The 25,846-nt window shown below is 64.9% G+C and carries 26 protein-coding genes and 1 tRNA gene; 14 read left to right on the forward strand and 13 right to left on the reverse strand.

Going from position 1 to position 25,846, the window contains the following annotated elements:
- Nucleotides 1-33: 33 nt before the first annotated feature.
- Nucleotides 34-240: a hypothetical protein gene (locus ABGN05_RS02060; RefSeq protein WP_367952327.1), complete on the forward strand. Its 207-nt coding sequence runs from the start codon at nt 34-36 to the stop codon at nt 238-240.
- Between the two features lie 71 nt (nt 241-311).
- Here ABGN05_RS02060 and ABGN05_RS02065 read toward each other — a convergent pair whose 3' ends face one another.
- From ABGN05_RS02065 to ABGN05_RS02100, 8 genes are all read right to left on the reverse strand, one after another.
- On the reverse strand, nt 312-1,334 hold the full coding sequence (locus tag ABGN05_RS02065; protein ID WP_367952328.1) for an SMP-30/gluconolactonase/LRE family protein: 1,023 nt from the start codon (nt 1,332-1,334) through the stop codon (nt 312-314).
- A gap of 1 nt (nt 1,335) precedes the next feature.
- On the reverse strand, nt 1,336-1,830 hold the full coding sequence (locus ABGN05_RS02070) for an OsmC-related (seleno)protein (RefSeq protein WP_367952329.1): 495 nt from the start codon (nt 1,828-1,830) through the stop codon (nt 1,336-1,338).
- Nucleotides 1,830-2,768 carry a 3,5-dioxohexanoate:acetyl-CoA acetone transferase gene (gene kce / locus ABGN05_RS02075; protein ID WP_367952330.1) on the reverse strand — a complete coding sequence of 313 codons (939 nt, stop codon included), beginning with the start codon at nt 2,766-2,768 and terminating at the stop codon, nt 1,830-1,832. Before kce ends, ABGN05_RS02070 begins: the two co-directional genes overlap by 1 nt.
- 11 nt (nt 2,769-2,779) lie before the next feature.
- Entirely contained in the window at nt 2,780-3,556 is a 777-nt protein-coding gene (locus tag ABGN05_RS02080; RefSeq protein ID WP_367952331.1) for a cyclase family protein, read from the reverse strand.
- A 10-nt stretch (nt 3,557-3,566) separates the two neighbouring features.
- Nucleotides 3,567-4,880, reverse strand: coding sequence for a TRAP transporter large permease (locus ABGN05_RS02085; RefSeq protein WP_367952332.1), 1,314 nt, complete (start codon nt 4,878-4,880; stop codon nt 3,567-3,569).
- Nucleotides 4,877-5,407: a TRAP transporter small permease subunit gene (locus ABGN05_RS02090; RefSeq protein WP_367952333.1), complete on the reverse strand. Its 531-nt coding sequence runs from the start codon at nt 5,405-5,407 to the stop codon at nt 4,877-4,879. Before ABGN05_RS02090 ends, ABGN05_RS02085 begins: the two co-directional genes overlap by 4 nt.
- Before the next feature lie 63 nt (nt 5,408-5,470).
- Nucleotides 5,471-6,538, reverse strand: coding sequence for a C4-dicarboxylate TRAP transporter substrate-binding protein (locus ABGN05_RS02095; RefSeq protein WP_367952334.1), 1,068 nt, complete (start codon nt 6,536-6,538; stop codon nt 5,471-5,473).
- Nucleotides 6,539-6,566: 28 nt separating this feature from the next.
- Entirely contained in the window at nt 6,567-7,211 is a 645-nt protein-coding gene (locus ABGN05_RS02100; RefSeq protein WP_367952335.1) for a TetR/AcrR family transcriptional regulator, read from the reverse strand.
- A gap of 149 nt (nt 7,212-7,360) precedes the next feature.
- On the opposite strand from ABGN05_RS02100, the gene ABGN05_RS02105 reads away from it, so the two are divergent.
- Both ABGN05_RS02105 and ABGN05_RS02110 read left to right on the forward strand, forming a co-directional pair.
- A complete protein-coding gene (locus ABGN05_RS02105) occupies nt 7,361-8,827 on the forward strand; it encodes a Ppx/GppA phosphatase family protein (RefSeq protein ID WP_373695889.1) in 1,467 nt (488 codons plus the stop codon).
- Nucleotides 8,824-9,537 carry an RlmE family RNA methyltransferase gene (locus ABGN05_RS02110; protein WP_367952338.1) on the forward strand — a complete coding sequence of 238 codons (714 nt, stop codon included), beginning with the start codon at nt 8,824-8,826 and terminating at the stop codon, nt 9,535-9,537. Before ABGN05_RS02105 ends, ABGN05_RS02110 begins: the two co-directional genes overlap by 4 nt.
- Before the next feature lie 10 nt (nt 9,538-9,547).
- On the opposite strand, the gene ABGN05_RS02115 is transcribed toward ABGN05_RS02110, so the two are convergent.
- Nucleotides 9,548-10,963 carry an MFS transporter gene (locus ABGN05_RS02115; RefSeq protein WP_367952339.1) on the reverse strand — a complete coding sequence of 472 codons (1,416 nt, stop codon included), beginning with the start codon at nt 10,961-10,963 and terminating at the stop codon, nt 9,548-9,550.
- A gap of 316 nt (nt 10,964-11,279) precedes the next feature.
- On the opposite strand from ABGN05_RS02115, the gene guaB reads away from it, so the two are divergent.
- The 9 genes from guaB (at nt 11,280) to ABGN05_RS02160 (ending at nt 20,253) form a co-directional block, all read left to right on the forward strand.
- Nucleotides 11,280-12,782, forward strand: coding sequence for an IMP dehydrogenase (gene guaB, locus ABGN05_RS02120; RefSeq protein WP_367952340.1), 1,503 nt, complete (start codon nt 11,280-11,282; stop codon nt 12,780-12,782).
- Nucleotides 12,783-12,843: 61 nt separating this feature from the next.
- Complete coding sequence (locus ABGN05_RS02125; RefSeq protein ID WP_367952341.1) at nt 12,844-14,010, forward strand: pyridoxal phosphate-dependent aminotransferase; 1,167 nt, start codon at nt 12,844-12,846, stop codon at nt 14,008-14,010.
- Nucleotides 14,011-14,133: 123 nt separating this feature from the next.
- Nucleotides 14,134-15,126, forward strand: a complete 993-nt coding sequence (galE, locus tag ABGN05_RS02130) for a UDP-glucose 4-epimerase GalE (RefSeq protein WP_367952342.1) — start codon at nt 14,134-14,136, stop codon at nt 15,124-15,126.
- A gap of 124 nt (nt 15,127-15,250) precedes the next feature.
- Nucleotides 15,251-15,469 carry a hypothetical protein gene (locus ABGN05_RS02135; protein ID WP_367952344.1) on the forward strand — a complete coding sequence of 73 codons (219 nt, stop codon included), beginning with the start codon at nt 15,251-15,253 and terminating at the stop codon, nt 15,467-15,469.
- Nucleotides 15,470-15,720: 251 nt separating this feature from the next.
- On the forward strand, nt 15,721-16,035 hold the full coding sequence (locus tag ABGN05_RS02140; RefSeq protein WP_367952345.1) for a co-chaperone GroES: 315 nt from the start codon (nt 15,721-15,723) through the stop codon (nt 16,033-16,035).
- A 53-nt stretch (nt 16,036-16,088) separates the two neighbouring features.
- Nucleotides 16,089-17,714 carry a chaperonin GroEL gene (groL, locus tag ABGN05_RS02145; RefSeq protein ID WP_367952346.1) on the forward strand — a complete coding sequence of 542 codons (1,626 nt, stop codon included), beginning with the start codon at nt 16,089-16,091 and terminating at the stop codon, nt 17,712-17,714.
- Between the two features lie 390 nt (nt 17,715-18,104).
- Nucleotides 18,105-18,473 carry a DUF1622 domain-containing protein gene (locus ABGN05_RS02150; protein WP_367952347.1) on the forward strand — a complete coding sequence of 123 codons (369 nt, stop codon included), beginning with the start codon at nt 18,105-18,107 and terminating at the stop codon, nt 18,471-18,473.
- 76 nt (nt 18,474-18,549) lie between these two features.
- Nucleotides 18,550-18,786, forward strand: a complete 237-nt coding sequence (locus ABGN05_RS02155) for a hypothetical protein (RefSeq protein ID WP_367952348.1) — start codon at nt 18,550-18,552, stop codon at nt 18,784-18,786.
- Nucleotides 18,787-18,792: 6 nt separating this feature from the next.
- A complete protein-coding gene (locus tag ABGN05_RS02160) occupies nt 18,793-20,253 on the forward strand; it encodes a GMC oxidoreductase (protein WP_367952349.1) in 1,461 nt (486 codons plus the stop codon).
- A gap of 108 nt (nt 20,254-20,361) precedes the next feature.
- Here ABGN05_RS02160 and mdoH read toward each other — a convergent pair whose 3' ends face one another.
- Both mdoH and ABGN05_RS02170 read right to left on the reverse strand, forming a co-directional pair.
- Nucleotides 20,362-22,572, reverse strand: a complete 2,211-nt coding sequence (mdoH, locus tag ABGN05_RS02165) for a glucans biosynthesis glucosyltransferase MdoH (RefSeq protein WP_367952350.1) — start codon at nt 22,570-22,572, stop codon at nt 20,362-20,364.
- Nucleotides 22,569-24,047 (reverse strand): OpgD/OpgG family glucan biosynthesis protein, encoded by a 1,479-nt coding sequence (locus ABGN05_RS02170; RefSeq protein WP_367952351.1) that lies wholly within the window; start codon nt 24,045-24,047, stop codon nt 22,569-22,571. The genes mdoH and ABGN05_RS02170 overlap by 4 nt, the downstream gene beginning before the upstream one ends.
- Nucleotides 24,048-24,294: 247 nt before the next feature.
- On the opposite strand from ABGN05_RS02170, the gene ABGN05_RS02175 reads away from it, so the two are divergent.
- Nucleotides 24,295-24,486 carry a hypothetical protein gene (locus tag ABGN05_RS02175; RefSeq protein WP_367952352.1) on the forward strand — a complete coding sequence of 64 codons (192 nt, stop codon included), beginning with the start codon at nt 24,295-24,297 and terminating at the stop codon, nt 24,484-24,486.
- A gap of 138 nt (nt 24,487-24,624) precedes the next feature.
- Here ABGN05_RS02175 and ABGN05_RS02180 read toward each other — a convergent pair whose 3' ends face one another.
- Nucleotides 24,625-25,041 (reverse strand): DUF7282 domain-containing protein, encoded by a 417-nt coding sequence (locus ABGN05_RS02180; RefSeq protein WP_367952353.1) that lies wholly within the window; start codon nt 25,039-25,041, stop codon nt 24,625-24,627.
- A 364-nt stretch (nt 25,042-25,405) separates the two neighbouring features.
- Nucleotides 25,406-25,480, reverse strand: a tRNA-Thr gene (locus ABGN05_RS02185).
- Nucleotides 25,481-25,575: 95 nt separating this feature from the next.
- Here ABGN05_RS02185 and ABGN05_RS02190 point away from each other — a divergent pair.
- Nucleotides 25,576-25,767 (forward strand): hypothetical protein, encoded by a 192-nt coding sequence (locus tag ABGN05_RS02190; protein WP_367952354.1) that lies wholly within the window; start codon nt 25,576-25,578, stop codon nt 25,765-25,767.
- The last annotated feature ends 79 nt before the right edge of the window (nt 25,768-25,846 follow it).

The raw sequence follows: 25,846 nt of genomic DNA on the forward strand, positions 1-25,846 counted from the left end.
ACGTTTACGGTCGGTCAAACCGGAGCACACGAAATGCGTCTCTTGCTTCTCGTCGCCGTCCTCGCCCTTGCAGTCGACGCGATCAACTTCAGCGGTGCCTACTCGCAAGCAGCTTGGAACACCGCGCGTGCGAAGGTGATCGAGATCAGTGGAGAGTTCTCCGACGGCCCCCTCTTCGACCGAAATGTCGCGTCTGCGGACGACACACGGGCGGAACCCGCATCACCGCGAACCGAATAGCTAATGGATCGCGCGCCGAGGCTCGCGATCCATTTCGACATCCAAAAAAAACCGCTGGTCGGCCTACGCACTCACGGCCGCGGGTCGTTCCAGTGGACCATCGGCAGCCCCGCCACCGGGCTGCGGAACCACGGAATACGCGTCCCCCTCAATGAACCGATATAGACGTTCCTCAGGTCCGGACCTCCGAAAGTGACGCTGGCGAACCATGGGGCGATCGTACCTCCGGCGGCGAGCATGAGGTCGGGCGTGGATTGACCCCGTTCGAAGGCATCCAGAAGCCGCTTGCTGGCTTCGGGATTGTCGTCGTCGAGGATGATGCGCAACTCGCCCTCCGGGGTGATTGCGAAGATGCGGTCCGTCATCACGTGGGTGCCCCACAGATTGCCGTACGAATCGAAGGCGATGCCGTCGATGAAAGCGCCGTGGTCTTCCGGCCCGAAGGTCTGGCGGTCCGAGAGCGCGCCGTCGTCCGCAACGCGGAAGCGGGTGATCTTGCGGCCGGTCGTCTCGACCACGTAGAGCCATTCCTCCCTGGCATCGAGCCGCACCTCGTTGGTGAAGGCGATGCCGGTGGCGACCGTGCGGACATTGTCTCCGTCGACGAGCACGATCGACCCGTCCTCGACGCGGCGGCTCGCCGCTTCCATCCAGTTCCTGATCTGCGTCGACACCGTCACCCAGAGCCGGTCCTTCGAATCCCGTAGCACGAAGTTGACCTTGCCGATCGGCTTGCCGTCGATCCGGTCGAGCAGCACCTTGGTCTCGCCGTCCCTGGTCATGATCTCCAAACAGTCGGTGCCGAAGTTCGAGATGTAGATCGAACCGTCGCGGGCAAAGGCGAGCCCGTTGGGCAGCGTTCCTTCCGTGAAGCGCTTCGCTTCGTCGGTGGCGGTTTCGAAGGCGTTCGCATGGCTCTGCGCGATCAGGTGCTGGGACCCGTCGGGGCGGATGTGCATGACGCCGGAGCGCGCATCGGCGGCCCACAGGCTGCCGTCGCGCTCGGCGAGGATGCATTCCGGGCGCTGCAGGTCGTGACCCACATAGCGGATGTCGTCTCGCGAGACGGTGAAGCCGTCGATCGGGTTTGCCATGTCAGACTTCCTTCCAGCCGCCGGCGGTCTTCATTCGGTGGCGGATCGTGTTCTGCCGACCGAGCGTCTGCTCAATGAAGCAGCCCTTTTTGGCGGTCTCGATGAGCGCGACCACCTTGTCCTCGGCATCGGGGCTGTCGATCAGGACGTCGATCTCGAAGCTCCTGGGCGCGGTCTCGTAGACCCGGCCGGCTGCCTCCCAGTTCCACTGCACCCGCGTCTCGACCTTCAGGTCGTCGAGCTTCATGCCGAGGCGTTTCGCGAAGGCGCGGATCTGCGTCATGATGCAGCCGGTCAGTCCGCCGACGAAGAGCGCCAGCGGCGGCGGCGCGCTGGCATCGCCGCCATGGAAGGAGCCCTCGTCGGTGGCGAGTTCGAACGGTCCTTCCGGGAAGGGGAGGGACATCTTGACGGCAAGTTCGTTGCGCATCTTGCCGACCGCCGTGCCGACACAGTCGAACTGGACGATCGCCTTGTCCTGGACGGTGGCGTTCATCAGAACGCCACCCGGTCGCCGCCCTTGAGGGCCAGCATCTCGCGCGCTTCGGCGGGGCTCGCGATGCCGTGGCCGAGTTCCTCCAGGATCTTGCGGATCTTGGCGACCTGCTCGGCATTCGACCCCGCGAGCTTGCCTTTGCCGATGTAGAGCGAATCCTCCAGCCCGACGCGCACATGGCCGCCGAGCAGGGCTGCGTGGGTGATGAAGGGCATCTGGAAGCGACCGGCCGCCAGCACCGACCAGACGTAGTCGTCGCCGAACAGGCGGTCGGCCGTCTGCTTCATGAAGGCGACATTCTCGACGTCCGCGCCGATGCCGCCGAGGATGCCGAAGATCGACTGCACGAGGAACGGCGGCTTGACCAGCCCCTGGTCGACGAAATGGGCAAGGTTGTAGAGGTGGCCGACGTCGTAGCACTCGTGTTCGAAGCGCGTGCCGCAGCCTTCGCCGAGATGCTTCAGGATGTAGGCGATATCGCGGAAGGTGTTGCGGAAGATGTAGTCGTCCGTCGCTTCCAGATAGGGCTTCTCCCAGGAATGCTTCCATTCCTTGTACTTGCCGGCGAGCGGATGCAGGGCGAAGTTCATGGAGCCCATGTTGAGAGAGCAGAGCTCCGGCTCGGCCTTCAGCGGCGCGGCCAGCCGCTCCTGGACCGTCATGCCGAGCCCGCCGCCGGTGGTGATGTTCACCACGGCATCGGTGGACTGCTTGATGCGCGGCAGGAACTGCATGAAGACCGCCGGATCGGGCGTCGGCTTGCCGGTCTCGGGATCGCGCGCATGGAGGTGGATGATCGACGCGCCGGCTTCCGCCGCCTCGATCGACTGCCGGGCGATCTGGTCGGGTGTGATCGGAAGCGCGTCCGACATGGTCGGCGTGTGGACGCCGCCGGTGACGGCGCAGGTGATGATGATCTTGTCGTTCTTGCGAGCCATGGTTGGTTTCCTCAGTCGTTGAAGATGGCGACGGCGCGGGTGAAGCCGGCCGACGCGCCCTTGATCTTGAAGGGGAAGCAGGCGATCTCGTATCCCGTCGCCGGCAGCCCTTCGAGGTTGGAGAGCTTTTCGATGTGGCTGTATCCGATCTCCATGCCGGCACGGTGGCCTTCCCAGATCAGCTTTGGATCGTGGGTTTCGGAGAACTTCCTCGCCGTGTGGACGAAGGGCGCGTCCCAGCTCCAGGCGTCGGTACCCGTCACGCGCACGCCACGCTCCAGGAGATAGAGGGTCGCTTCGCGGCCCATGCCGCAGCCCCTGGAGACGTAGTCCGGCTGGCCGTAGTGGGCGCCCGCGGCCGTGTTGACGACGACGATGTCGAGCGGCCGCAATTCGTGGCCGATGCGCTTCAGTTCGGCCTCGACGTCGGCGGCGGTTGCGACGTAGCCGTCGTCTAAATCGCGGAAATCCAGCTTCACGCCCGGATTGAAGCACCATTCCAGCGGCACCTCGTCGATGGTGATCGCCCGCTTGCCATCGCTCATGGTCGAACCGTAGTGCCAGGGCGCGTCCAGATGGGTTCCGTTGTGGGTCGAGATGTTGAGCTGTTCGACCGCCCAGCCCTCGCCGTTCGGAAGCTGTTCCTTCGTCAGGCCCGGGAAGAAGGGCAGGATCTGGCCGACCGTCATCTGATGGTCGAGATAGTCGATCCTGGGCAGCGCCATCGGCGGGTCGGACGCGATCCCCATCTCCAGCGGGACGGACAGGTCGACAATACGGCGTGGCATTCGTGTCTCCTCAGCGGCCGAGCGGAAGGGTGGCGATGGACGGGAAGATCATGACCAGGACGAGCACGAAGAGCATCATCAGGGCGAACGGCGCTGCGCCGCGGAATATGTCGCCCAGGCTGATTGTGTCGTCGTCCAGGGTGGACTTGATGACGAAGACGGAAATGCCGAAGGGCGGCGTGAGTAGGCCGATCTCCACGGCAATCACCGTGACGATGCCGAACCAGACGAGATCGACGCCCATTGGCTGCACGACGGGCAGCATCAGAGGCACCAGGATCAGCATGATCGAGGAGGAATCCAGGATCGTGCCCATCACGATCACCAGCGCCACGTAGGCGATGATCACGCCCCAGAAGCCGATGTCGGCGGTCGCCACGAAGGCGCCGAACTCGTTGGGCACGCCCGAAAGCGACAGCATGCGCGAGTACATCTGCGCCGCGATGATGAGGAAGCACACGGAGGCGGTGACCAGACCCGTGTCGGTCAACACCTGCCAGAAGTTCGACGGCGTGAGCGCACGCCGGAACAAGCCGATGATGATGGCGCCGAGGCAGCCGACCGCCCCGGCCTCGATGGGCGTGAAGGCGCCGGTGTAGATGCCGCCCAGGACCAGCACGATCAACCCCGCGATCGGCAGGCCCTTGACGATCATCTCGCGCGGGCCGAGATCGTGCTCGGTGTCCTCGGACAGGCTCTCGCCGATGAAGGAGGGCCAGAAATAGGCCATGCAGACGACACCGGTCGCGAAGACGATCGCAAGCAGGATACCCGGAAGGACGCCGGCCACGAACAGGTCGCCGACCGATTGTTCCGTCAGCAGGCCATAGAGGATGAGCAAGAGGCTCGGGGGGATCAGCATTCCAAGCACCGAGGAGCCGGCGACGACGCCGACCGAAAACTTCTTGGTATAGCCGTGGCGAACCATCTCGGGGACCGCGATGCGGGTGAAGACGGCCGCCGAGGCGATCGAAATTCCGGTAATGGCGGCGAAGATGGCGTTGGCGGCGACGGTCGAGACGCCAAGACCACCCTTCAGGCGTCGGAAGAGCTGGTTCGCGACGTCGTAGGCATCGCTGCCGAGCCCCGTGACCGAAACCAGGAACCCCATCAGGACGAAGAGAGGCACGACGCCGAAGAAATAGGAGGAGATGGTCTCGGATGCTGCCAGCGCCAGAAGCTTTCCGGCGAGCAGCGGCGAACCCTTGATCATCCAGACGCCGACATAGGAGCACAGCATGAGCGCGATAGGCACCCAGAGACCGGCATAGACCAGCACCATCATGGCGCCGAGCGTCGCCAGCCCTATTTCGAAGGCGCTCATCGCCCGTCTCCGTGAACGTCTTCCGGATGGATGACGCCGAGGAGGGCGATCACGCCGGCAATGACCATCTGGACCATCAGCGCCACGCTGCCGATGAGGATGACGAGCTTGACGGGCCAATCGGGCGCGGTGAAGTCGCCGACCGTCCCGACATAGGTGCCACGCTGCCATGCCTTGTCGAAAAGCGGGTAGCTGGCCGAGAAGAGAAACCAGATGAGTGCGAGGGCGGCGACCACGTACAGGAGTTCGACTGCGCTGCGCACGCGCGGCGAGCGGCGCGAAACCGCGTCGAGAAAGGCGTCCGTGCGCGTAAAGCGACCCATGCGAAATGCCTGCGACACCTGGAGGAAGACGATGGCGACGATGGACATCGAGACGATCTCCGGTACGCCCGAAATCGGCGACAGGAAGAACTCCCGACCGATCACGTCGGCGTTGACGAGGATGACCAACCCGAGGATGAGCAGGGTGCCGATCACGTTGAGTGCCGTCGACATCGCGTCGGCCACCCGGCGGATTGTCTTCATCGGACCGGAGCCGCGACGCGGCTCCGGCGAACTTTCCAGAGACATGGGATAAGACTTTCGAGGCTATTCCTGGTCCCAGTCGCGGACGGGCTTGCCGCCGGCCGCGCGGATGGCGTCCATGTACGCCTTCAGGATCTCGGTTCCGGCCTTGCCTTCGCCGTCAACCTGCTTGGCCCAGGTCTGGGCGACGTTGTCCATGCCGGCGGCCCACTTCTGGCGGAACTCGTCGTCCACCTCGGTGATCGTCGCGCCCTGTTCGGACATGGCTTTCAGGCCGGCCTCGACGGCTGCGCCGAGATCGGCCAGATAGGCCGCCTTAAAGGCTTCGCCACCGGCCTTGAGAGCCTTCTGCACGGCTTCCGGCTGCTCGTCGTACCAGTCCTTGTTGGCCGCCATCGCGCCGGCATACTGCGCCCCGAAGCCGACCTTCGTGACGTAGGGAGCAACCTCGTAGAGCTTGCCCGGCAGGGCGGCGGTCGCGAAGACGATGACGCCGTCGTAAACGCCGGTCTTGATCTCGTTATAGTAGGTGGTGAGGTTGCCGGAGACGCCGACCGCACCGGTTCCTGCCAGCCAGTTCACCGCCGGCCCGGGCGCGCCGATCTTCTTGCCCTTCAGGTCATCGATGGAGTTGATCGGGAAGGTGGTCATCAGCAGGTAGTCGTCGATGGCCGTCGGTCCGCCGAGATACTCGAGGCCGTTCTCCTCCCAGGTCGCCTTCATGTTGGCGTTGGTAGAGTGCAGGCTGTCGACCGTGTTGGCCACGAGCGCCGGATCGCTCGAGACGAAGGGCGTGTAGTAGCTGACGTTCTGCAGCGATAGCTTCGCCGGATCGAAAACGGACGAGACGAGACCGACCTGCGCGAGGCCTTCCTCGGTAGCCTCCAGTTCGTCGCCCACCTTGGCGAGCGAGCCGCCGTACTGCTCGTCCCATTTTATCGTGTAGTCAGTGCCTTCCAGTGCCTTGTTCACCGCGGGAATGAAGGTCTGGCTGGCATGCTTGACCCAGCGGAACACCGGCGGATGACCGGCGACGATCGTGGCGTCGATCGTCTCCGCCTGGACGGCGACGGCGGACGCGGCAAGTGCCGCGGCAGCCACCAAGGACTTCAACTTGCTGTTCTCGAACATAAAAACCTCCCTTTGTTCGATCTGGCGTCTAGTGGACTTTCATCAGGGCACGGACCCCCGCGCTCGAGAAGGCGACGACGGACCTGACGAGTTCCGGCGTGGCAATGTGGTCGTAGGTCCCGGACATGCGGCCGGCGCGCCCCTCGATGCCGACGGATGCAATACCGGCGCCCAGCGAGAGCAGGTAGGCGCGTATGGCGTCGCTTTCGCTCATGTCCGGTTCGATCGTTCTGAATGCATCGACGAAACGCCGCGCGATGCCGTCGAAGTTCTCGGCCACGATGCGCTTGGCCAGGTCGTCCACCGAGTGGGTGAGGACCGCGAGCAGCTTCACGTAGGAATATCCGCCAAGCCGATCGTCGGTGCCGAGTTCGATCAGCGGTGCGAGAAACGCCTCGACCAGTTGCTCGACCGTCGGCTGCCCGCCAGCGAACAGCACACCGAGCCGCTTTTCACGCTGGGAATTCACGAAGGTCGAGCGGCGAAGCATGATGGCTTGCAGCAGGCCTTCCTTGGAGCCGTAATAGTAGGCGATCATGGCCTGATTGACGCCGGCATCGCGGGCGATGGCGCGCATGGAGGCGCCGTTGTAGCCATACTCGGCGAATGCGCGTTCGCCGGCGTACAGTATCGCCGTGCTGACGTCGTTGTCGGGCCGTGCCTGCGCGAGCATGGCGGCTTGTTCTCCTCCCTGTTCATTAAACGTTTGACTAGTTGCCGGGTGGAGTCAAGAGGGATCGGAAACGTCGGCACGGAAATCGACTGGAGAGTTCGAAGAGCTGATGCGGCGTTCTCCAAATTCCTTTGTGATTTGGCGCGCCGCTGTTACATTGCGTGCAACGCGAAGAGTATCGCGCCTGCAGCATCCGCAAGGAAGCGCGGCGCCGGAAGGATGGACTTTTGAAGAACCTCGAAGACGGCGGTACTCCGCCGGACGCCGGGGCTTCCCAGGGTGTCAGGGCCAAGAAGCGCCGCCGACACCGCAATGCGGCGCAAAAGCAGGCCGCACCGGTGAACGGCACGGGCGCTGCGGTCCCCGGGAAGCAGGACGGCACGTCGCAGGACCAGCGAACCAAGAAGCGGCGAAAGCGTCGCCGCGGACGGAAGGTGTATGCGCGAGACGGTGCGCCGACGCTAAGTGGCGCGGCTCCGCAGCCGTCCGGCAGCGCGTTGGCCGGTCCGCTTCCTCCGGTCGCCGCGGTAGTTCCTCTTGCCGCCGCCTCCGCGCGAGCAGCCGCCCAGGACCCGACCGCGCTGCCGTGGCGGCGGCCGGGAGGTGGCGCGCCGGCTTATGCGGCGCTGGATCTCGGGACCAACAATTGCCGGCTCTTGGTGGCGGTGCCGACCAGGCCGGGGCAGTTCCGCGTCGTCGATGCCTTCTCGCGCATCGTGCGGCTGGGGGAGGGACTGTCCGGTAGCGGACGGCTCGGCGAACTCGCCATGCACCGCGCCGTCGAGGCCCTGAAGAACTGCGCCGAAAAGCTCGCCAGCCGCGACATCCGCAAGGCCAGGCTGATCGCGACGGAAGCCTGCCGGTCGGCCGCGAATGGTGCCGAGTTTCTGGCCCGGGTGACGGAGAGCACCGGGCTGGTCCTCGAGGTGATCGACCGCGAGACGGAGGCGCGACTGGCGGTGTCCGGCTGCGGCTCGCTTGTCGAGAAAGACACGGAAGGGGTCGTGCTGTTCGACATCGGCGGCGGATCGTCCGAGATTGCGCTCATCGACATTTCCGTGAGACGCACCGGGCGGCTTGCCGACCACATCGTATCCTGGACATCACTGCCGGTCGGTGTCGTCTCGCTTTCCGAACGATTCGGCGGCCGCCACGTCACGCCCGAGATATTTGCCGCGATGGTCGAGGACGTAGCGGCCATGCTCGATGTATTCGAGGGTCGGGAGAAGCTGGGTGAGATCGCAAGAAGCGACCGATTCCATCTGCTGGGCACGTCGGGGACCGTGACGACCCTTGCCGGTATTTTCCTCGAACTGCCCCGCTACGATCGCCGCCGCGTCGACGGGCTCTGGATGGAGGCGGGCGACGTCGACCGCATGGTCTCCAATCTTGTTGGGTGGGAGTTCGACCAGCGGGTGGCTAACCCGTGCATCGGACCCGACCGCGCCGACCTCGTGCTGGCCGGCTGCGCGATCCTGGAGGCGATTCGCCGTGTCTGGCCCTCGCAGCGGCTTCGGGTGGCGGACCGCGGGCTGCGCGAAGGCATCCTCGCCGAGCTCATGGCAGAGGACGGGGCCTGGCGGCGCGGCCGCGAACATCGGCAGCAGCGCGCATGAAGAAGCCAATCGGAGGCGCGGGACCGCGCGCGCTCAAGACGCGCATTAAGAAGAAGCGCGGCCTGAAGAACTCGTCGCGGCGGTGGTTGGAGCGGCATCTCAACGATCCGTACGTACACCGCGCCAAGGCGGAGGGTTTCCGATCGCGCGCAGCGTTCAAGCTGATCGAGATCGACGACCGCTACAAGCTCCTGAAGCCGGGTGCCAGGGTGATCGATCTCGGCGCGGCGCCGGGAGGGTGGAGCCAGGTCGCCGCCCGGCGGACAGGCTCGACGGACGACAATCCTTCCATCGTGGCGATCGACTATCTCGGGATGGACGCGGTGCCCGGCACCGTCTTCCTGAAGATGGACTTCCTCGATCCCGCCGCGCCCGACAGACTGATCGAGGCGCTCGGCGGCGCGCCCGACGTCGTCATATCCGACATGGCGGCCCCGACCACGGGCCATCGGCGGACGGATCACATCCGCACCATGCAACTGTGCGAGGTCGCCGCCGATTTCGCCGTCAGCGTCCTGAAGCCGGGCGGGCACTTCCTCGCCAAGACCTTCCAGGGCGGCACGGAGAACGAGGTGCTGGACATGCTCAAGAGGAGCTTTGCCAGCGTCCATCACGTCAAGCCGCCGGCCTCACGCGAAGAGTCCGTCGAGCTTTATCTCCTGGCCAAGGGCTTCAAGGGGCGCGTTGAGCGCGAGGAGCAGCAGGAGTAGATCCCGCCGCCTATTTCGCGGGCACGACCTGGGAGCGCGAATTCACGCCGCCGGAGCGGTGGCCGGAGACGGTGCTGCCCGCATCCGGCGGAAGCGCCAGGAACGGAAGCGCGGCCAGGGACGTCACGAGACCGACCAGCACGAAGGCAATCGCGAATGCAGTTGCCCCGAGCGTGTCGCCGCTGAACATTGCCACCCCCTCCAGGATGCCGCCGGCCAGCGCGACGCCCAGCGCGATGGAAATCTGCTGGGTGACGGCAGCGATCGCGGTGGCCTGTCCCGCCTTGTCGTCGCCGATGTCGGCGAAGACCAGCGCGTTGGCGGAGGTGAAGAAGAGAGAACGCAAGAAACCGCCCACGATGAGCACGGCGATGATCATCCAGGCTGGAGTCTCGGCCGTGAAGGCCGCAGCGACGCCGATGAAGATGCCGCCGGCAATTGCGGTCGATATGAGCACGGTCCGGAAGCCACCCTTGCGCAGGGTTGTGCTGGCGAAGAACTTCATGCCGATCGCGCCGAACGCTCCTGCGAAGGTCAGCATACCCGACTGGAAAGGCGAGAGGCCGAAGCCGAGCTGGAACATGAGCGGCAGCAGGAAGGGTGTCGCGCCGGCTCCGATGCGGAAAAGCGAGCCGCCGCTGATCGCTGCCCGGAACACCGGGTTGCGGAAGAGCCCTAGGTCGAGGATCGGCCTTTCGACGCGCCGGGCGTGCCGGAAGTAGAGCAAGCCCGAGCAGATGCCGAGCGCGAGCGTTGCGAAACCGAACACCGGCGGAAGCGCGGGCAGGCTGACGACGGAGAGGCCGAAAACGATGCCCGCGGCGGCCATTCCCGATAGCGCAAAGCCGGCGAAGTCGATGCGCCCGGCGATGCCGCGCTCCAGTTCCGGCAGGAGCAGCCAGGCTGCGCAGATTCCGGCTACGCCGATCGGCACGTTGATGAGGAAGATCCAGTGCCAGCTGACGAAAGTCGTGATGAAGCCGCCGACCGGCGGTCCGACCAGCGGCCCCACGAGCGCCGGGACTGTCAGCCAGGCCATCGCGGAGACGAGATTGCTCCTCGGCGTCGCGCGCACGAGCAGTAGCCGGGCGACGGGCGTCATCATCGAGCCGCCCATGCCCTGAAGGAACCGCGCCAGGACGAAGCCGCCGAGCGAGGACGCCGTCGCGCAGGCGATCGATCCGAGAACGAAAACGCCGATCGCCGTACAGAACACCCGCTTGGCGCCGAAGCGATCCGCCATCCAGGCACTGATCGGAATGAAGATCGCCACCGACACGAGGTAGGCTGTCAGGGCGAGCTTGAGGGCAATCGGGTTCGTGTCGATGTCCGCGGCGATCGCCGGGAGCGAGGTCGCGATGACGGTGGAGTCCATCTGCTCCATGAAGAGGGCAACAGCGAGCACGAGCGGAATGGTTCGGTTCAACGCAGGTTCCTGTTCTTGACCTGGAGGGGCGTTAACACGGGCTCGCGGGGTCTGTCCCGCAGAATGCATTCGGCCACAAAAGATCGAGAAGGGGCGGCGGTTCCGATTGAGAGCGCGTGCGAGCAGGTACTCGTGCCGGTGGATACCCTTTCTGGCGGACCTGTTCGATCGACTGGATTTGGGAACCGGAGATGCTCGCTAATGCCTTTTCTTTGTCATGCGGCCATGGTACCAGCCAGCGCCATTCATCAACGGGAAACCGGAGAGTCGGCGCGGTCGAATGACTGGCGCCGATTTCAACTTTAAAGGAATGGCCATGGCGAGAATCATCGTATCCGCAACCGGCACCGAAGCGCTGACCTTCGACGATGTGCTGCTGCAGCCCGGCCACTCCGACGTGATGCCCGGGCAGACCGACGTGCGCACCCGCATCGCCCGCGACATCGACCTCAACGTCCCGATCCTCTCGGCCGCCATGGATACGGTGACGGAGTCCCGACTGGCGATCGCCATGGCCCAGGCCGGCGGTATCGGCGTGATCCACCGCAACCTCTCGCCCGAACAGCAGGCCGAGGAGGTGCGGCAGGTCAAGAAGTTCGAGTCCGGGATGGTGGTCAACCCGGTGACGATCGGACCAGAAGCCACGCTGGGCGACGCGCAGGCTCTGATGCGCGCGCACGGCATCTCGGGCATTCCGGTGGTCGAAGACGGCGGTCTGGGCGGCCAGACCATGGGGCGGCTCGTCGGCATCCTTACCAACCGCGACGTCCGCTTCGCCTCCGACCCCAGCCAGCGGGTCGCGGAACTGATGACGAAGGAGAACCTCGTCACGGTGTCGGAAAACGTCGACCAGGAAGAGGCCAAGCGGCTCCTGCACCAGCGTCGCATCGAGAAGCTGCTCGTGGTGGACGAACGCGGCCACTGCGTCGGGCTGATCACGGTCAAGGACATCGAGAAGTCGCAGCTCAACCCGAATGCCGCCAAGGACGCGCAGGGGCGGCTGCGGGTCGCGGCGGCCACCACGGTTGGCGAGGATGGCTTCGAGCGGGCCCAGCGGCTTATCGAGGCCGGGGTCGACCTTCTCGTCATCGACACGGCGCACGGCCATTCGCAGCGCGTGCTCGAGGCCGTCACGCGGGCCAAGACGCTGTCTAATTCGGTCCGCATCATGGCCGGCAACGTCGCGACGGCCGAGGGAACACAGGCCCTGATCGACGCCGGCGCGGATGCCGTCAAGGTCGGCATCGGACCGGGCTCCATCTGCACGACCCGCATCGTGGCGGGCGTGGGCGTGCCGCAGCTCTCCGCGATCATGGCCGCGGTGGAGGCGGCGGACCGGCAGGGCATCTCGGTCATCGCTGACGGCGGCATCAAGTATTCGGGCGATCTTGCCAAGGCGCTCGCGGCGGGCGCCAGCGCTGCGATGGTCGGCTCGCTGCTCGCCGGCACCGAAGAGAGCCCGGGCGAGGTCTACCTGCACCAGGGCCGTTCCTTCAAGGCCTATCGCGGCATGGGCTCGGTCGGCGCCATGGCGCGAGGCTCAGCCGACCGCTATTTCCAGGCGGAGGTACGCGACACGCTCAAGCTGGTGCCGGAAGGCATCGAGGGGCAGGTGCCCTTCAAGGGGCCGGTGAGCGGTGTCCTGCACCAGCTGGCCGGCGGCCTGAGGGCCGCCATGGGCTACGTCGGGGCGAAAGACCTGGAGGAACTGCGGACCAAGGCGACCTTCGTACGCATCTCCGGCGCGGGCCTGCGCGAAAGCCACACCCATGACGTCACGATCACTCGCGAGAGCCCGAACTATCCGGGCATGACCTGACGTTACGGCCCCACCGACCCGCCAATCTTCCACCGCAACCTCGATCGGCGCTCTTCTCCACATGACCCTTCTGGACCAACTCACGGCCGAGGCGCGGCTGGCGCCCGACAGCGGCATCTCGACCATCATCGACTACGGACGGGAGCGGCCCGGCATCATCCCGTTGTGGGCGGGGGAGGGTGATATGGCCACGCCGGAGTTCATCTCGAACGCGGCAATCGAGGGGCTGCGGAACGGCGAGACCTTCTACACCTGGCAGCGCGGCATCCCGGAACTGCGCACCGCGCTCGCCGACTATCACGGCCGTCACTTCGGCAGGGATTTCCAGCCGGAGGAGTTCATGGTCACCGGCTCGGGCATGCATGCGATCCAGCTTGCCTTGCAGGCCACTGTGCACGCGGGCGACGAGGCGGTCTACCTGTCGCCGGCCTGGCCGAACTTCCCCGCGGCCGCCAGCATCGTGGGCACGAAGCCGGTGCCCGTCCAACTCGAATTCTCCGATAATGGCTGGATGCTCGATCCGGAAAAGCTGGCCGCCGCCATCACGCCGAAGACCCGAGCGATCTTCGTCAATTCGCCGTCGAATCCGACAGGATGGACGGCCGATCGCGAAACGCTGAAGGCGATCCTCGATCTGTCTCGCAGGCACGGGCTCTGGATCATCGCCGACGAGATCTACGCGTTGTTCCACTACGACGGCCAGCGCGCCGCGTCGTTCCTCGACGTCATGGAGCCCGATGACAGGGTGCTGTTCGTCAACAGCTTTTCCAAGAACTGGGCGATGACCGGCTGGCGGATCGGCTGGTTGCGCCTTCATCCGGAACTTCAACAGACGTTCGAGAACCTCATCCAGTACTCGAACTCCGGCGTGCCGCAATTCCTGCAGCGCGGCGCGGTCGCGGCCTTGAACCATGGCGACGGGTTCGTCGCCGAACAGGTGCGGCGCGCAGCCCAGGCGCGAGACCTCGTGTGTAGGATCCTCGGCGATACCGGGCGCGTCCGGCTGTCGGCGCCGCAGGGCGCGTTCTATCTCTTTTTCGCCGTCGACGGCATGCCGGACGCGAGGGCAGCCGCCTTCGAGATCGTCGACCGCGCCAACGTGGGGCTGGCACCAGGCACCGCCTTCGGCGCGGGAGGCGACGGGTATCTCAGGCTCTGTTTCCACCGCAGGCTCGACCAGCTGGAAGAGGCCGCGAACCGGCTCGGCGAGTGGATCAGCAATCGCTGAATCGGCCTTTTACTTAAAATTGCGCCGAACGACTTAAGCGCGCCTCAGACCAATTCTGCCCATACTGCGCTCACTCCGGCACCGGGACGTGTCGGTAACCGAAACAGGGCGGGAAGCGGTCAGATGGCTGTGCTTGTCACGGGGGGCGCCGGATATATCGGCAGCCACATGGTGTGGGAACTGCTCGACGCGGGCGAGGACGTCGTCGTGCTCGACAATCTGTCGACGGGCTTCGAATGGGCGCTGCCGGCCGAGGCCGCTTTCTACAAGGGCGACGTCGCGGACCGCCGCCTCGTGCGCAGAATCATCAAGCAGCACCAAGTTGATGCGATCATTCACTTTGCCGGCTCCGTGGTCGTGCCGGATTCCATTGCGAACCCGCTCGGCTACTACGAGAACAACACCTGCAAGTCGCGCGCGCTGATCGCCCATGCGGTCGAGTGCGGCGTGAAGCATTTCATCTTCTCCTCGACCGCCGCGATCTACGCGGCCGGCGGCGCCGAGCCGCTGGACGAGGAGGCGCTGATCGCGCCGCAGACGCCCTACGGCATGTCGAAGCTGATGGTCGAACTGATGCTGCGGGACGTCGCCATCGCGCATCCGCTGAATTACGCCGTCCTGCGCTACTTCAACGTCGCGGGCGCCGATCCGAAGGGACGCACCGGCCAGTCGACCGCGGGCGCCACCCATCTCATCAAGGTGGTCTGCGAGGCGGCGGCGGGAAAGCGCGGCCATGTCGACGTCTACGGCAGCGACTACGACACGCCGGACGGGACGGGCATTCGCGACTTCATCCATGTCTCGGATCTGACGCTGGCGCACAAGCTCGCCCTTCGCAGGCTGCGCTCGGGCGGCGGGAACCTGGTCGCCAACTGCGGCTACGGCCACGGCTATTCCGTGCAAGAGGTGATCGCCAGCGCCAAGAAGCTCACGGGCAGCGATTTCCGCGTCAACTTCGCCCCGCGTCGGCCGGGCGATCTCGCCTCCGTCATCGCCAACGCCGGGCGCGCGCGCAAGGAACTCGCGTGGACACCGAAATTCGACGCGCTCGACGACATCATCGAGACATCGCTCGCCTGGGAAGAGAGCCTTACCAGGAAGAATTCGGCGGCATAGGCGCTTCCGCCGCCGGTTCCAGGCATTTTGCGGGTATGCGACGAATACGGAACGGCTCGCGTCCTGCGAAGTTGGGGAGATGATCGCCACGCGGTCTGCAACCCCGGTTTCAGAGGATATCGCCATGGCCCTGACCCAGGAAGAAATCATCTCGATCGTCGGCCCGGTCGACCGGCCGACTCTTGCCGAAATCGCCGCCACGGAGGCGAGTGTCGAGGAATTGCGCGAAGCGGCAGCCTGGCTCGCCAACGACGAGGCTCTCGTCAACGAAGGACGACGGTTGCCTGGTCCACGTGTGGCGACCCTGATCGAGCTTCTGGACGAGCCGGTCGAGGAGCGCTGAAGGCGCAGCGTTTTCCGGAGAAAGCCGGCGCCGAACGCGAGCGAACCGGCCATTCCTGCTTCCCTTCAAGGGGTGCTTTGGCACTCTCGCGCGAGAGTGCCAAAATTTTCGCGGCGACCTCTTGAAAGTGGAAGAACCTCAAAATAGATCACCCGCGCGCGATGCCGCTGAAGGGTCGCGCACCCCGCTCCGGACACATGTGTCGGGAGTGGTGGAACCTCTCAATCTGTTTGTCCCATGAGGAGAAAGACATGACGTTCCGTCCCCTGCACGACCGCATCCTGGTCCGCCGAATCGAGGCCGAAGAGAAGACGGCCGGCGGCATCATCATCCCCGACACCGCCAAGGAAAAGCCGATGGAAGGCGAGGTCATCGCCGCGGGTCCCGGCGGGCGCGACGATAAGGGGCAGGTCCAGCCGCTCGACGTCAAGGTCGGCGACCGGATCCTGTTCGGGAAGTGGTCCGGCACCGAGATCAGGCTCGACGGCGAGGACCTGCTCATCATGAAGGAGAGCGACGTGATGGGCATCATCGAAGCTGCCGCTTCGCTCAAGAAGGCCGCCTGACGGCTTCGCAAGACCAACAGTCAATGAAAGCTGCCTAGAGAAGGAGTGAACCCATGGCTGCCAAGGAAGTCAAATTCCATGCCGACGCGCGCGAGCGGATGCTGCGAGGCGTCGACATCCTCGCAAACGCGGTGAAGGTGACCCTCGGTCCCAAAGGCCGCAACGTCGTCATCGACAAGAGCTTCGGCGCACCGCGCATCACCAAGGACGGCGTCACCGTCGCCAAGGAGATCGAACTCGAGGACAAGTTCGAGAACATGGGCGCGCAGATGGTGCGCGAGGTCGCGTCGAAAACGAACGACCTGGCCGGCGACGGCACGACCACCGCGACCGTTCTTGCCCAGGCAATCGTCAAGGAAGGCGCCAAGGCCGTCGCCTCCGGCATGAACCCGATGGACCTGAAGCGCGGCATCGACAAGGCCGTCGAGGCCGTCGTGGCCGAGCTCAAGGGCAATGCCCGCAAGGTCACCAAGAATGATGAGATCGCCCAGGTCGGCACCATCTCGGCCAATGGCGACGCCGACATCGGCCGCTTCCTCGCCGAGGCGATGGAGAAGGTCGGCAACGAAGGCGTCATCACCGTCGAGGAAGCCAAGACCGCCGAGACCGAACTCGAGGTGGTCGAGGGCATGCAGTTCGACCGCGGCTATCTCTCGCCCTACTTCATCACCAACCAGGACAAGATGCGCGTGGAGCTCGAGGAGCCCTACGTTCTGATCCACGAGAAGAAGCTCTCCAACCTGCAGGCGTTGCTTCCCGTGCTCGAGGCGGTCGTGCAGTCCGGCAAGCCGCTCCTGATCATCGCCGAGGACGTCGAGGGCGAGGCGCTCGCCACGCTCGTCGTCAACAAGCTGCGTGGCGGCCTCAAGGTCGCGGCCGTCAAGGCGCCGGGCTTCGGCGACCGTCGCAAGGCCATGCTGGAGGACATCGCGATCCTCACCGGCGGCACCGCCATCTCCGAGGACCTCGGCATCAAGCTCGAGAACGTGACGCTCCAGATGCTCGGCCGCGCCGGCAAGGTGGTGATCGAGAAGGAGAACACCACCATCGTCAACGGTTCCGGCCGGAAGGAAGAGATCCAGGGCCGCGTCGCCCAGATCAAGGCGCAGATCGAGGAGACCACCTCCGACTATGACCGCGAGAAGCTGCAGGAGCGTCTCGCCAAGCTCGCAGGCGGCGTCGCGGTGATCCGCGTCGGCGGCTCGACCGAGGTCGAGGTCAAGGAGAAGAAGGACCGTGTCGACGACGCGCTGCATGCAACGCGCGCGGCGGTAGAGGAAGGCGTGCTGCCGGGCGGCGGCGTGGCGCTGCTCAGGGCCGCCAAGGCGCTCGACGGCGTCGCCACCGACAATCCGGACCAGAAACATGGCATCGAGATCGTGCGCAAGGCCATCGAGGCCCCGGTGCGCCAGATCGCGGAAAATGCCGGCGCCGAAGGATCGATCGTGGTCGGCAAGCTGCGCGAGAAGACCGAGTTCGGCTACGGCTGGAACGCACAGACAGGCGAATACGGCGATCTGTTCGCGCAAGGTGTCATCGACCCGGTCAAGGTCGTGCGAACCGCGCTGCAGGACGCCGCGTCGGTCGCCGGCCTTCTGGTGACGACCGAGGCAATGGTCGCTGAGAAGCCGAAGAAGGAAGCCGCACCGGCGATGCCGGCCGGCGGCATGGACTTCTAAAACCGCATTTCACCGGCCTGAAGATCGCCCGCGCTCCGCGAGGAGCGCGGGCTTTTTGTTCCCGGGAATGGTTACCGCCGCGGCGCGCTGCATTCCGGAACATCGCGGCGCCTGGTGTATTGGGAACGCGGATTAACCGGAGTTCGACATGGCGAGACACGGGTTGGCCTGCGGACCGCTTGGCGTTTTCAGCGCAGGTTGAAGTGCGGGAACCGGGGAGGTCCTCGCCCATTGGCCGAGGATATCGTAGAGGCGCCGTTCCGGCTGGCAAGTTCGCCCCGGCGGCTACCTCGACCCCGGCGTGTGGGATGATCGCGGCCGCATCGGCGGTACGATAGGAAGAGTGCGCAGGATCGGCGGACGCGACCGTAGAAGGAAAGGGAACTCCCGATGGAAGAGGACGTCTTGGGGCTGATGCTGCACTGGACCACCCGCGCGGTAGAGGTTGCCTGGATCCTCGTCATCGTGCTCGGCATCACCTGGGCGACCGCTCGTTTCCTGCTGCGCCGCCTCCATCCCGACGGAACCGACAACAGCTTTGCGAACTACCGGGCCGACGTGGGCCGCGCGATCCTCCTCGGCCTGGAGTTCCTCGTCGCCGCCGACATCATCAACACCGTGGCGATCGATCCGACCCTGGACAGCCTTGCGGTTCTCGCGGGGATCGTGGTGATCAGGACGTTCCTTAGTTTCTCGCTCGAGGTCGAGATCGAGGGCCGGTGGCCGTGGCAGCAGCATCGGGCAGAGAAGGGAGCGTAGGCACGGTTCGCGCAGCGCCCGGACGCGAACGGCGCCTTGCTGATTGCGATGTACGTGCCGATCGGCGGGCGCTAATATGCGCGTCGGCAACCAAGAGCTCACCGACATGAATCCCGATCGAACATACCAAGCTATCCACCCCGCACATTCGACAGACGGAGGCGAGGGACGACTGACCCGGCGCCAGCTCCTGATTTCGGCCGCGGTGGTCCCTGTTGCCTTCACCGCGCTGCCAAGCTTCGCCGACGAGCAGATCGAGCTGGTAATGCGCGACGGCTGGGTCCTGCGCGCAAGCGATCTTCGGAAAGCGTAACCCGTCATGATCCGCGACGCGGAAACTGCCGAAGCCGGCGCATTCGGGGACCGGACGTTCGACGTCTGCATTGTGGGGGCTGGTCCCGCCGGGATAACGCTGGCGCGGCGCCTCGGCGCGGCCGGCAAGCTGGTTGGATTGTTCGAAGCCGGCGGTTTCGACTACGACCCGGCCTCGCAAGAGGTCTACGAGGGGATCACCGCCGGCCAGCCCTATTATCCGCTGGATGGCTGCAGGCTGCGCTATTTCGGCGGCACGTCCAACCACTGGGGAGGATGGACGCGCGCACTCGAAGCGGACGATTTCGAACTCCGCCCGCACAATCCGCTCAGTGGCTGGCCGATCAAGAAGGCCGATCTCGACCCGTACGCCAGCGAAGCGGACGACATCCTGAACCTTCCGGCCACAACCGCCGCGCCTGACGTTCTCCCGGACCGAAGTGACCTGCGGCCCCAACTCTTTCGCTTCAGCCGCCCCACGACCCGCTTCGGCGAGAAGTACCGGGCAGAACTCGAAAGCTCGGCCAACATCGAGACCTACCTGAACGCCAACCTGGTCGACCTGCGGATCGACGAGAACGGCAAGCGCGTGACCGAGGCGAATTTCCGGACCTACGGTCGCGACGAGCCGTTCACGGTCCGCGCCGGCACCTTCGTCCTCTGCCTCGGCGGACTTGAAAACCCCCGGGCGCTGCTCAACGCGAATTCGCAGATCGCGGCGGGATTGGGTAACGAACACGATCTGGTGGGACGCTACTTCCTGGAGCATCCCCACGCGCCGGTCGGCAGCGCGCTGCTGCGCGCGGCGCCGCCCTCTATGCTCGTCTATTCGCCGACGCCCGATATGATGCGGTCGCGCAAGATCCTCAATTTCGGGCTGCGGATCGGGTACTTCGACCAGTGGAACGCGCCCGAATTCACCGGCGCGTTCGATCCCTCCCCGGCATGCGGCGTGGACTTCGAAACCGCGCTGGAAGCGCAGGTCGCGGGAAGCCCGGCACCATGTCCCGGGCTCGTCGTCGACGTCATGGTCGCCTGCGAACAGTCCCTCGATCCGGCAAATAGGGTGCGCTTGATCGACGAGAAGGACCGCTTCGGTTGGCGACGCATCGCCCTCGATTGGCGGCTGTCCGACATGGACGTGCGCACGCTGACCACCGCCGCCAAGAAGGCGGCAGAGGACATGGCCACCTATGACATCGGTCGCATGAGGCTGGCGGATTGGGTGTCGAATGGCGAACCGCCCGGCGTAGACCACGTCTGGGGCGGCAATCACCACATGGGTACGACGCGCATGAGCGCCGATCCGCGGCACGGCGTCGTTGATGCCGACTGCAAGGTCCACGGGCTCGACAATCTTTACATGGGCGGAAGCAGCGTCTTCGCTACGAGCGGACATGCCAACCCGACCTACACGATCGTGCAGCTTGCCCTGAGGCTCGGCGATCACCTGAGGGGCAACACCTAGACCTAGCGCGCGGCGCGATCGATCGGATTCGGTTGCCGCGCGTCAGGCTCGTGTGTTTGCGTATGTCGCAGGGCCCGAAACTGGCTAGCCTCTCTCGGGGGACACGCTTCAGGCGGGACTAGCGACGAGTTCCTCGAGCGCGCGGTCGTCGCGCTGCGAATCCGCCGAAGGGACCTGAGCGGGCAGGGATCGCTGAGCTTCAGGAAAGCGAAGGGCCGTGCGGGCATCGAGATCGATCAGCCGTCCTATCAGCGTCGGCTGGCTGATGACGTGCATGCGCTCGCGCTTGTCCAGCCAGGAGAGGGCTTCTTCCAGAGTCTCGGCTTCGGAAAGCTTCTGGGTCGCAGTGAGCTGGGCGGCGTCCGGATTTCCGCGCCGCCTCGGCGCCTCGTGTGCCCAGCGCATGTGCGCTTCGCGCACCGACGCCATCCGTACCAGCGCCACGATGCCGTGCAGCGGCCGATTTATGTCCACGATCGCGGCGCGATGCTCCCTCAGGATACGCGAGGGCGATCGCTCCTCCGGCGTGAGCAGCAGGTTGAACCGGCGCAGAGTTCGCCCGGCCGCCTCGCTCCCGCTTGCAAACGACAGCGGGGCCGACAAGACGAGACCCGCGAGCGTCGGTGCCAGCCAGGCGAGGATCCCGGGAGAGAGCATCCATGCCACGGCGGCGGTTCCGAGTCCGATCAGCGTGTGCCCATAATGGTAGCGGACAGCATCGCTCCAGGTCATGGCGCCATGGCCGCGCCGCTGCGGCGCCCAGCCTGCGTCCCTGCCAGCCAGTATCTCGAAGACGTGCCGGCTGTGGACGACCATCATGACCGGCGCGTAGAGCGCCGACAGCACCAGTTCGCCTAGCGCGCTCCCCACGAGCGCCAGCCCGCCGCCGCAATTGCGCCGGAGATGGGAAGACAGCAGCGCGCGGGTTAATCCGATGAACTTTGGCAGAAGAAGGACTGCCATCGTCAGCACGAAGAGGCGAATCATGCGTTCCGAATCGAGGACTGGCCAGGTCGGAAACAGTTGGAACCCGTCCGGAAAATATTCCGGCTTGACGAAATGCGCCTGCAAGGCGAGCGCGAAGCCGGCGACGATCAGCAGGAGCCAGATCGGCGATGCGCAATAGCTCATGATGCCGGCGAAGAAATGGACGCGGCTCGGCCAGGCCAGGCCCTTGGCGCCGATGATGCGCAGATGCTGGAGGTTGCCCTGCGCCCAGCGCCTGTCGCGCACCGCGGTGTCCACCAGCGAGGGAGGGCTGTCTTCCCACGAACCGGGAAGATCCGTCGCGATCTCCACCTTCCAGCCGGCGCGCCGCATGAGCGCGGCCTCCACGAAATCGTGCGAGAGGATCTGGCCGCCGAACGGCTGCCGGCCGGGGAGGTCGGGCAGTCCGCAGCACTGCGCGAATGCAGATGTGCGGATGATGGCGTTGTGGCCCCAGTAGTTGCCGTCGCCTCCCTGCCAGGCGGCAAGGCCGTTGGCGACGACCGGGCCGTAGATGCGGTTTGCGAACTGCTGCATCCGCTGGAACAGCGTGCGTCCCCCGGCCAGCGTTGGGACCGTCTGGAGGATGCCGATCTGTGGGTCGCTTTCCATCGCGGCGGCGAGCTCGATCAGGGTCGAGGGCGCCATGAGGCTGTCTGCGTCGAGCACGATGAAGTGGTCGTAGCGACCGCCCCACCGTTCGATGAACTCGCGGACGTTTCCGGCCTTCTTGCCGTCATTGTTCCACCGGCGGCGGTACCAGACCGGGATGAGGCCCGCCAGAGCGCGCTGCAGTTGATCGACCGCGGTCGTCTCGGCCACCCATGCGTCGGGATCGGACGTGTCGGAGATGATGACGATTTCGAAATTGCGCTTGCGGCCGGCTTCGGCGAGCCCGCGTCCCATGACGCGTAGGGCCGCTGCAATTTCCACGGGGTTCTCGTTGTAGACCGGCATGACGAGCGCGGTACGCCTGGAGAGTTCCGGCGCCCCCCTGTCCGTCGGCATCCGCCGGTCGGGCCGCACCAATACGCCGGTGATCGCCGAGCTCGCGGCAAAGGAGATCCAGGTGAAGGTAATCGCGAAGAGGGCGGTGATGATACCTTCAAGCACCGTCGTACCGCCGGCGGAGACCACCTGCGTCATCTCGTAGGTGCCAAATGCCCCCAGTCCCAATGCCCCGCCGAAGGCCAGGAGGCGTGCAAGGTGTACGGAGTGGGGCGTTGCCGCTGGCTGGCGCGCGGGCGCCTGGCGCAGGTTTTGCGACGGTGTCGCCAATCCCTGCTCGGGAGGCATGCCCGGATAGCTGGGCATGGCGGAAAAGAGTGTCATTCGCTGGTCCATCTGTAGAGCCACGTCTCGCTCGCCGGCTTCCCGGCCTTGGTGAGAAGAAGCCGCAGTTCGGAAAGTTCCGCACCCTCGGGATCAAGTTCGAAGGAGACGCGCAACAAGCCCGTCGGCTGGCCGGCATGGAAGATCGGGTTCAAGATCTTGCCCGTCGAAGCCGAAACCTGGAGTTCCATCCCGTCGGAGGAAATCGCAGCCTCGCCGCTCGATCCGAAATCGAGCACGAAGAGAGGCCGTTCCTGCCGGAGGTTCTTTCCAGCCCGCGACGAGGCGACGTAGAGCACTTCCGGTCCGGGCGTCACATCGCTGGTCCAGCGCATCCGGTAGGCGAACGTCCAGTGGCCACCTTCCTTCGCCTCCGCGGCTGGCCGCCAGTATGCGACGATGTTGTCGTTGAACTCCGTGTCGGTTGGGATCTCGACCAGTTCGACCGAGCCTTGTCCCCAGTCGCCGATCGGCTCGATCCAGAGACTGGGTCGCCGATCGTACTTGGCTTCCGCGTCCAAATAGTCCTCGTATGCGCGCGAACGCTGCATGAGCCCGAATCCGCGCGGATCGACATCCGCAAAACCGGAGATCTGGAGTTGTGCAGGATTGTCGAGCGGCCGCCAGATCCATTCGCCCATGCCAGTCAGCATCTGGAGGCCTTCCGTGTCGTGGACCGCGCGGCGATAGTCGTCGAAAGCGCCGCGATTTATTCCGCCGAACATGAACATCGAAGTCAAAGGCGCGAGCCCGACCTTCATCGAACTTCGCCGAAAGAAAAGCTCCGATGTCACTTCGGTGGTCGTTTCGGCGCCGGGAGTGACAGCAAACCGGTACGCGCCCGCGACAGAGTTGCTGTCGAGCAGGGCGTTGATGACGAGAGTGTCGTCACCGGGACCGGGCTGCTCGATCCAGAATCGACGAAAAGCCGGGAACTCCTCGCCGCTCATTTCGCCCGTGTCGATCGCCAGCCCGCGCGCGGACAGGCCATAGACCTGGTTGCGAGCAACGGCTCGGAAATAGCTGGCGCCGAGAAACACCAGGAACTCCTGATGTGCTTCGGGAGAGTTGATGGGATAGCGTGCCCTGAACCCTGCGAAACCCATTCCTTCGGTGTTCTGGGGCCGCAGCTCGGGTTCCCCGTATTCGAACAGATCCGCCGAGAAGGGGAGCTCCACGGCCTTGCCATCCGAGACCAGCGAAATCGAGACCGGGTGCTTGTAGAGGAAGCCTGGATGGAACAAATCGAGCCGGAAATCGGTCGGCGCGTCAGACCATATCGCCGCCTTCGGATCGAACCAGATCGTCCGATACTGATCGTAGCTGAGGTCCTCGTAGAAGCTTGGAAGCGTATCCGGCGGCGGCTCATAGGCGACGGACGCAAGCCGCTTCGCCTCGGCCACGACCTGGTCGAACGAGAAGTTCGCGGCTGCGGAATCCTCCGGCTGCTGTTGCGCGAAGGCCTCGCTTGACAATCCTCTTCCGGCGACGGCTCCCGCAATGACGGAGCCAATGAACGCACGCCTATCAATCACCACGATTTCGCACCCTCAGCCGGATGTCCTATGTCTAGAGGTTTTTGTTGCGACGCACTACGGGATTGTTGCAGCGCGGGACAAACGCAGCGGAAGGAAAATTGTTCCCTGTCGTTCGTCAGGTCCTCGGTCCGGTAGAAGGAGCGAAAGTAGGCAAATTTTAGGGCGGGTAGCGATCGGCGACGACTTGGCCGTTCCTCTCACCATGACCGAGAAGGTCTCACTGGGGCTCGATTATTTCGCGCTGATCGGGGGCGAGAGGAAGCTGATATTCGCGGACCCGATCGGGCCCGGCGGTGTGGGCTTTCCTTTCAGCAGGACCATCACGTCCGACACCATGGGGCATGCCCTGTCGGCGACGCTGTCAGTCAGGTTCTGACCGGGAATCTCCTCGCGGTCCGATCCGCACCTTATTTCGAAACGGATACAGCCCCGCCGACAGTTGCCAGGCGGGGCTGCGAATTCGTGCCGAGAAGAAGGCGGGCGCCGTAGCGCGCGCTTCGCGTCGGCCAGTTCACTACATGCCGGCCTTCACCGGAACGCTGATGACGGCGTCGCCGACGGAGACCGGCGTGTCGACATCGGTCATGCCGGGACCGAAATCGTACGTATCATTGTCGTTGGTCTCGTAGTGCAGCATCAACGTAAGATTGGTCGCTGGATCCAGCGGGCCGTCTGCTTCGATGCTGAGATCGCCCGTCATACCCGGCTCCAGGCGCAGGTTTCCCAGAGAAGCTGGAGGAGCGCCGGCACCCTCGCTGTGTATGACGATATAGCCGGGCTTATCGATCGAAGCGGAAACGTTCGTGATCTTGTTTCCTTCGATCATCGCGCTCGTCGCGTCGATCTTCGGCGCGTTGGTGCCATCGCCGTTTTTGCTCGAGTTCTGGGCGATCGCGGTGCCGGAGATCGCGATCAACGCGGCAGCGGTCATATACTTAAGCATTGGGAAATTTCCCTTCCTTGTGATTGTTTCGTCCCTTGGCAAAGGGTCAACGGCAAGTGGGGAGGATGGCTTCAACACGGATGCGTGAGTGGAGCGTGACCGGCGGACGCCGCGCCTTCGGATGCCAAAGGCATTCTCAAGACATGTTTGAAAGTTTGTCCTCGCGACTGCCTGAGGGCCGTCTCGCCCAGATGCAGGCGGTTCGCGTCAAGCGACCTAACCCTCTATACCTCGCGGACGCCCGGCGTCGATATGCTGCATCCTGCCGACTAATCCACAGCCAACATGTAACGTACGAACGGGGGCGAGCGCGAAGGAGGCTCGTGGCCGTCTATTTCGCAGGAGAAAACGATGGTGCTGCGAGAGAGGATTGAACTCTCGACCTCTCCCTTACCAAGGGAGTGCTCTACCACTGAGCTACCGCAGCGTGCCTCGGATGCGGCGGTCTTCTGACATATCGGACTTCGAAGCGCAAGCGAAGTATGGCATGTTGGGACGGAAGCGGATCGGGGATCGGACGGCATGGCCCGGAACGGCGGAAACAGCGGGAAACCGGCTCTGGAGAGCCGTACCGAGACTGCGCGCAAGGCGCGGCTCGCAGAGCAGCTGCGCGCCAATTTGCAGCGGCGCAAGCAGCAGTCGAGGGCGCGCCGGGCCGGCGAGGCCGATCAGAGGCAGGGAATCGACGCGAGAACCGGCGGCGAGCCGGAATGAGCGGCCAGATTTCCGCCGCTTTGATGGGCAGGATGGATGCGGGGACCCGTCAACCTTGAATGAAGCCCGGCATTGCTCT

Source organism: Aquibium pacificum, assembly GCF_040839445.1.
Taxonomy (GTDB): Bacteria; Pseudomonadota; Alphaproteobacteria; order Rhizobiales; family Rhizobiaceae; genus Aquibium; species Aquibium pacificus.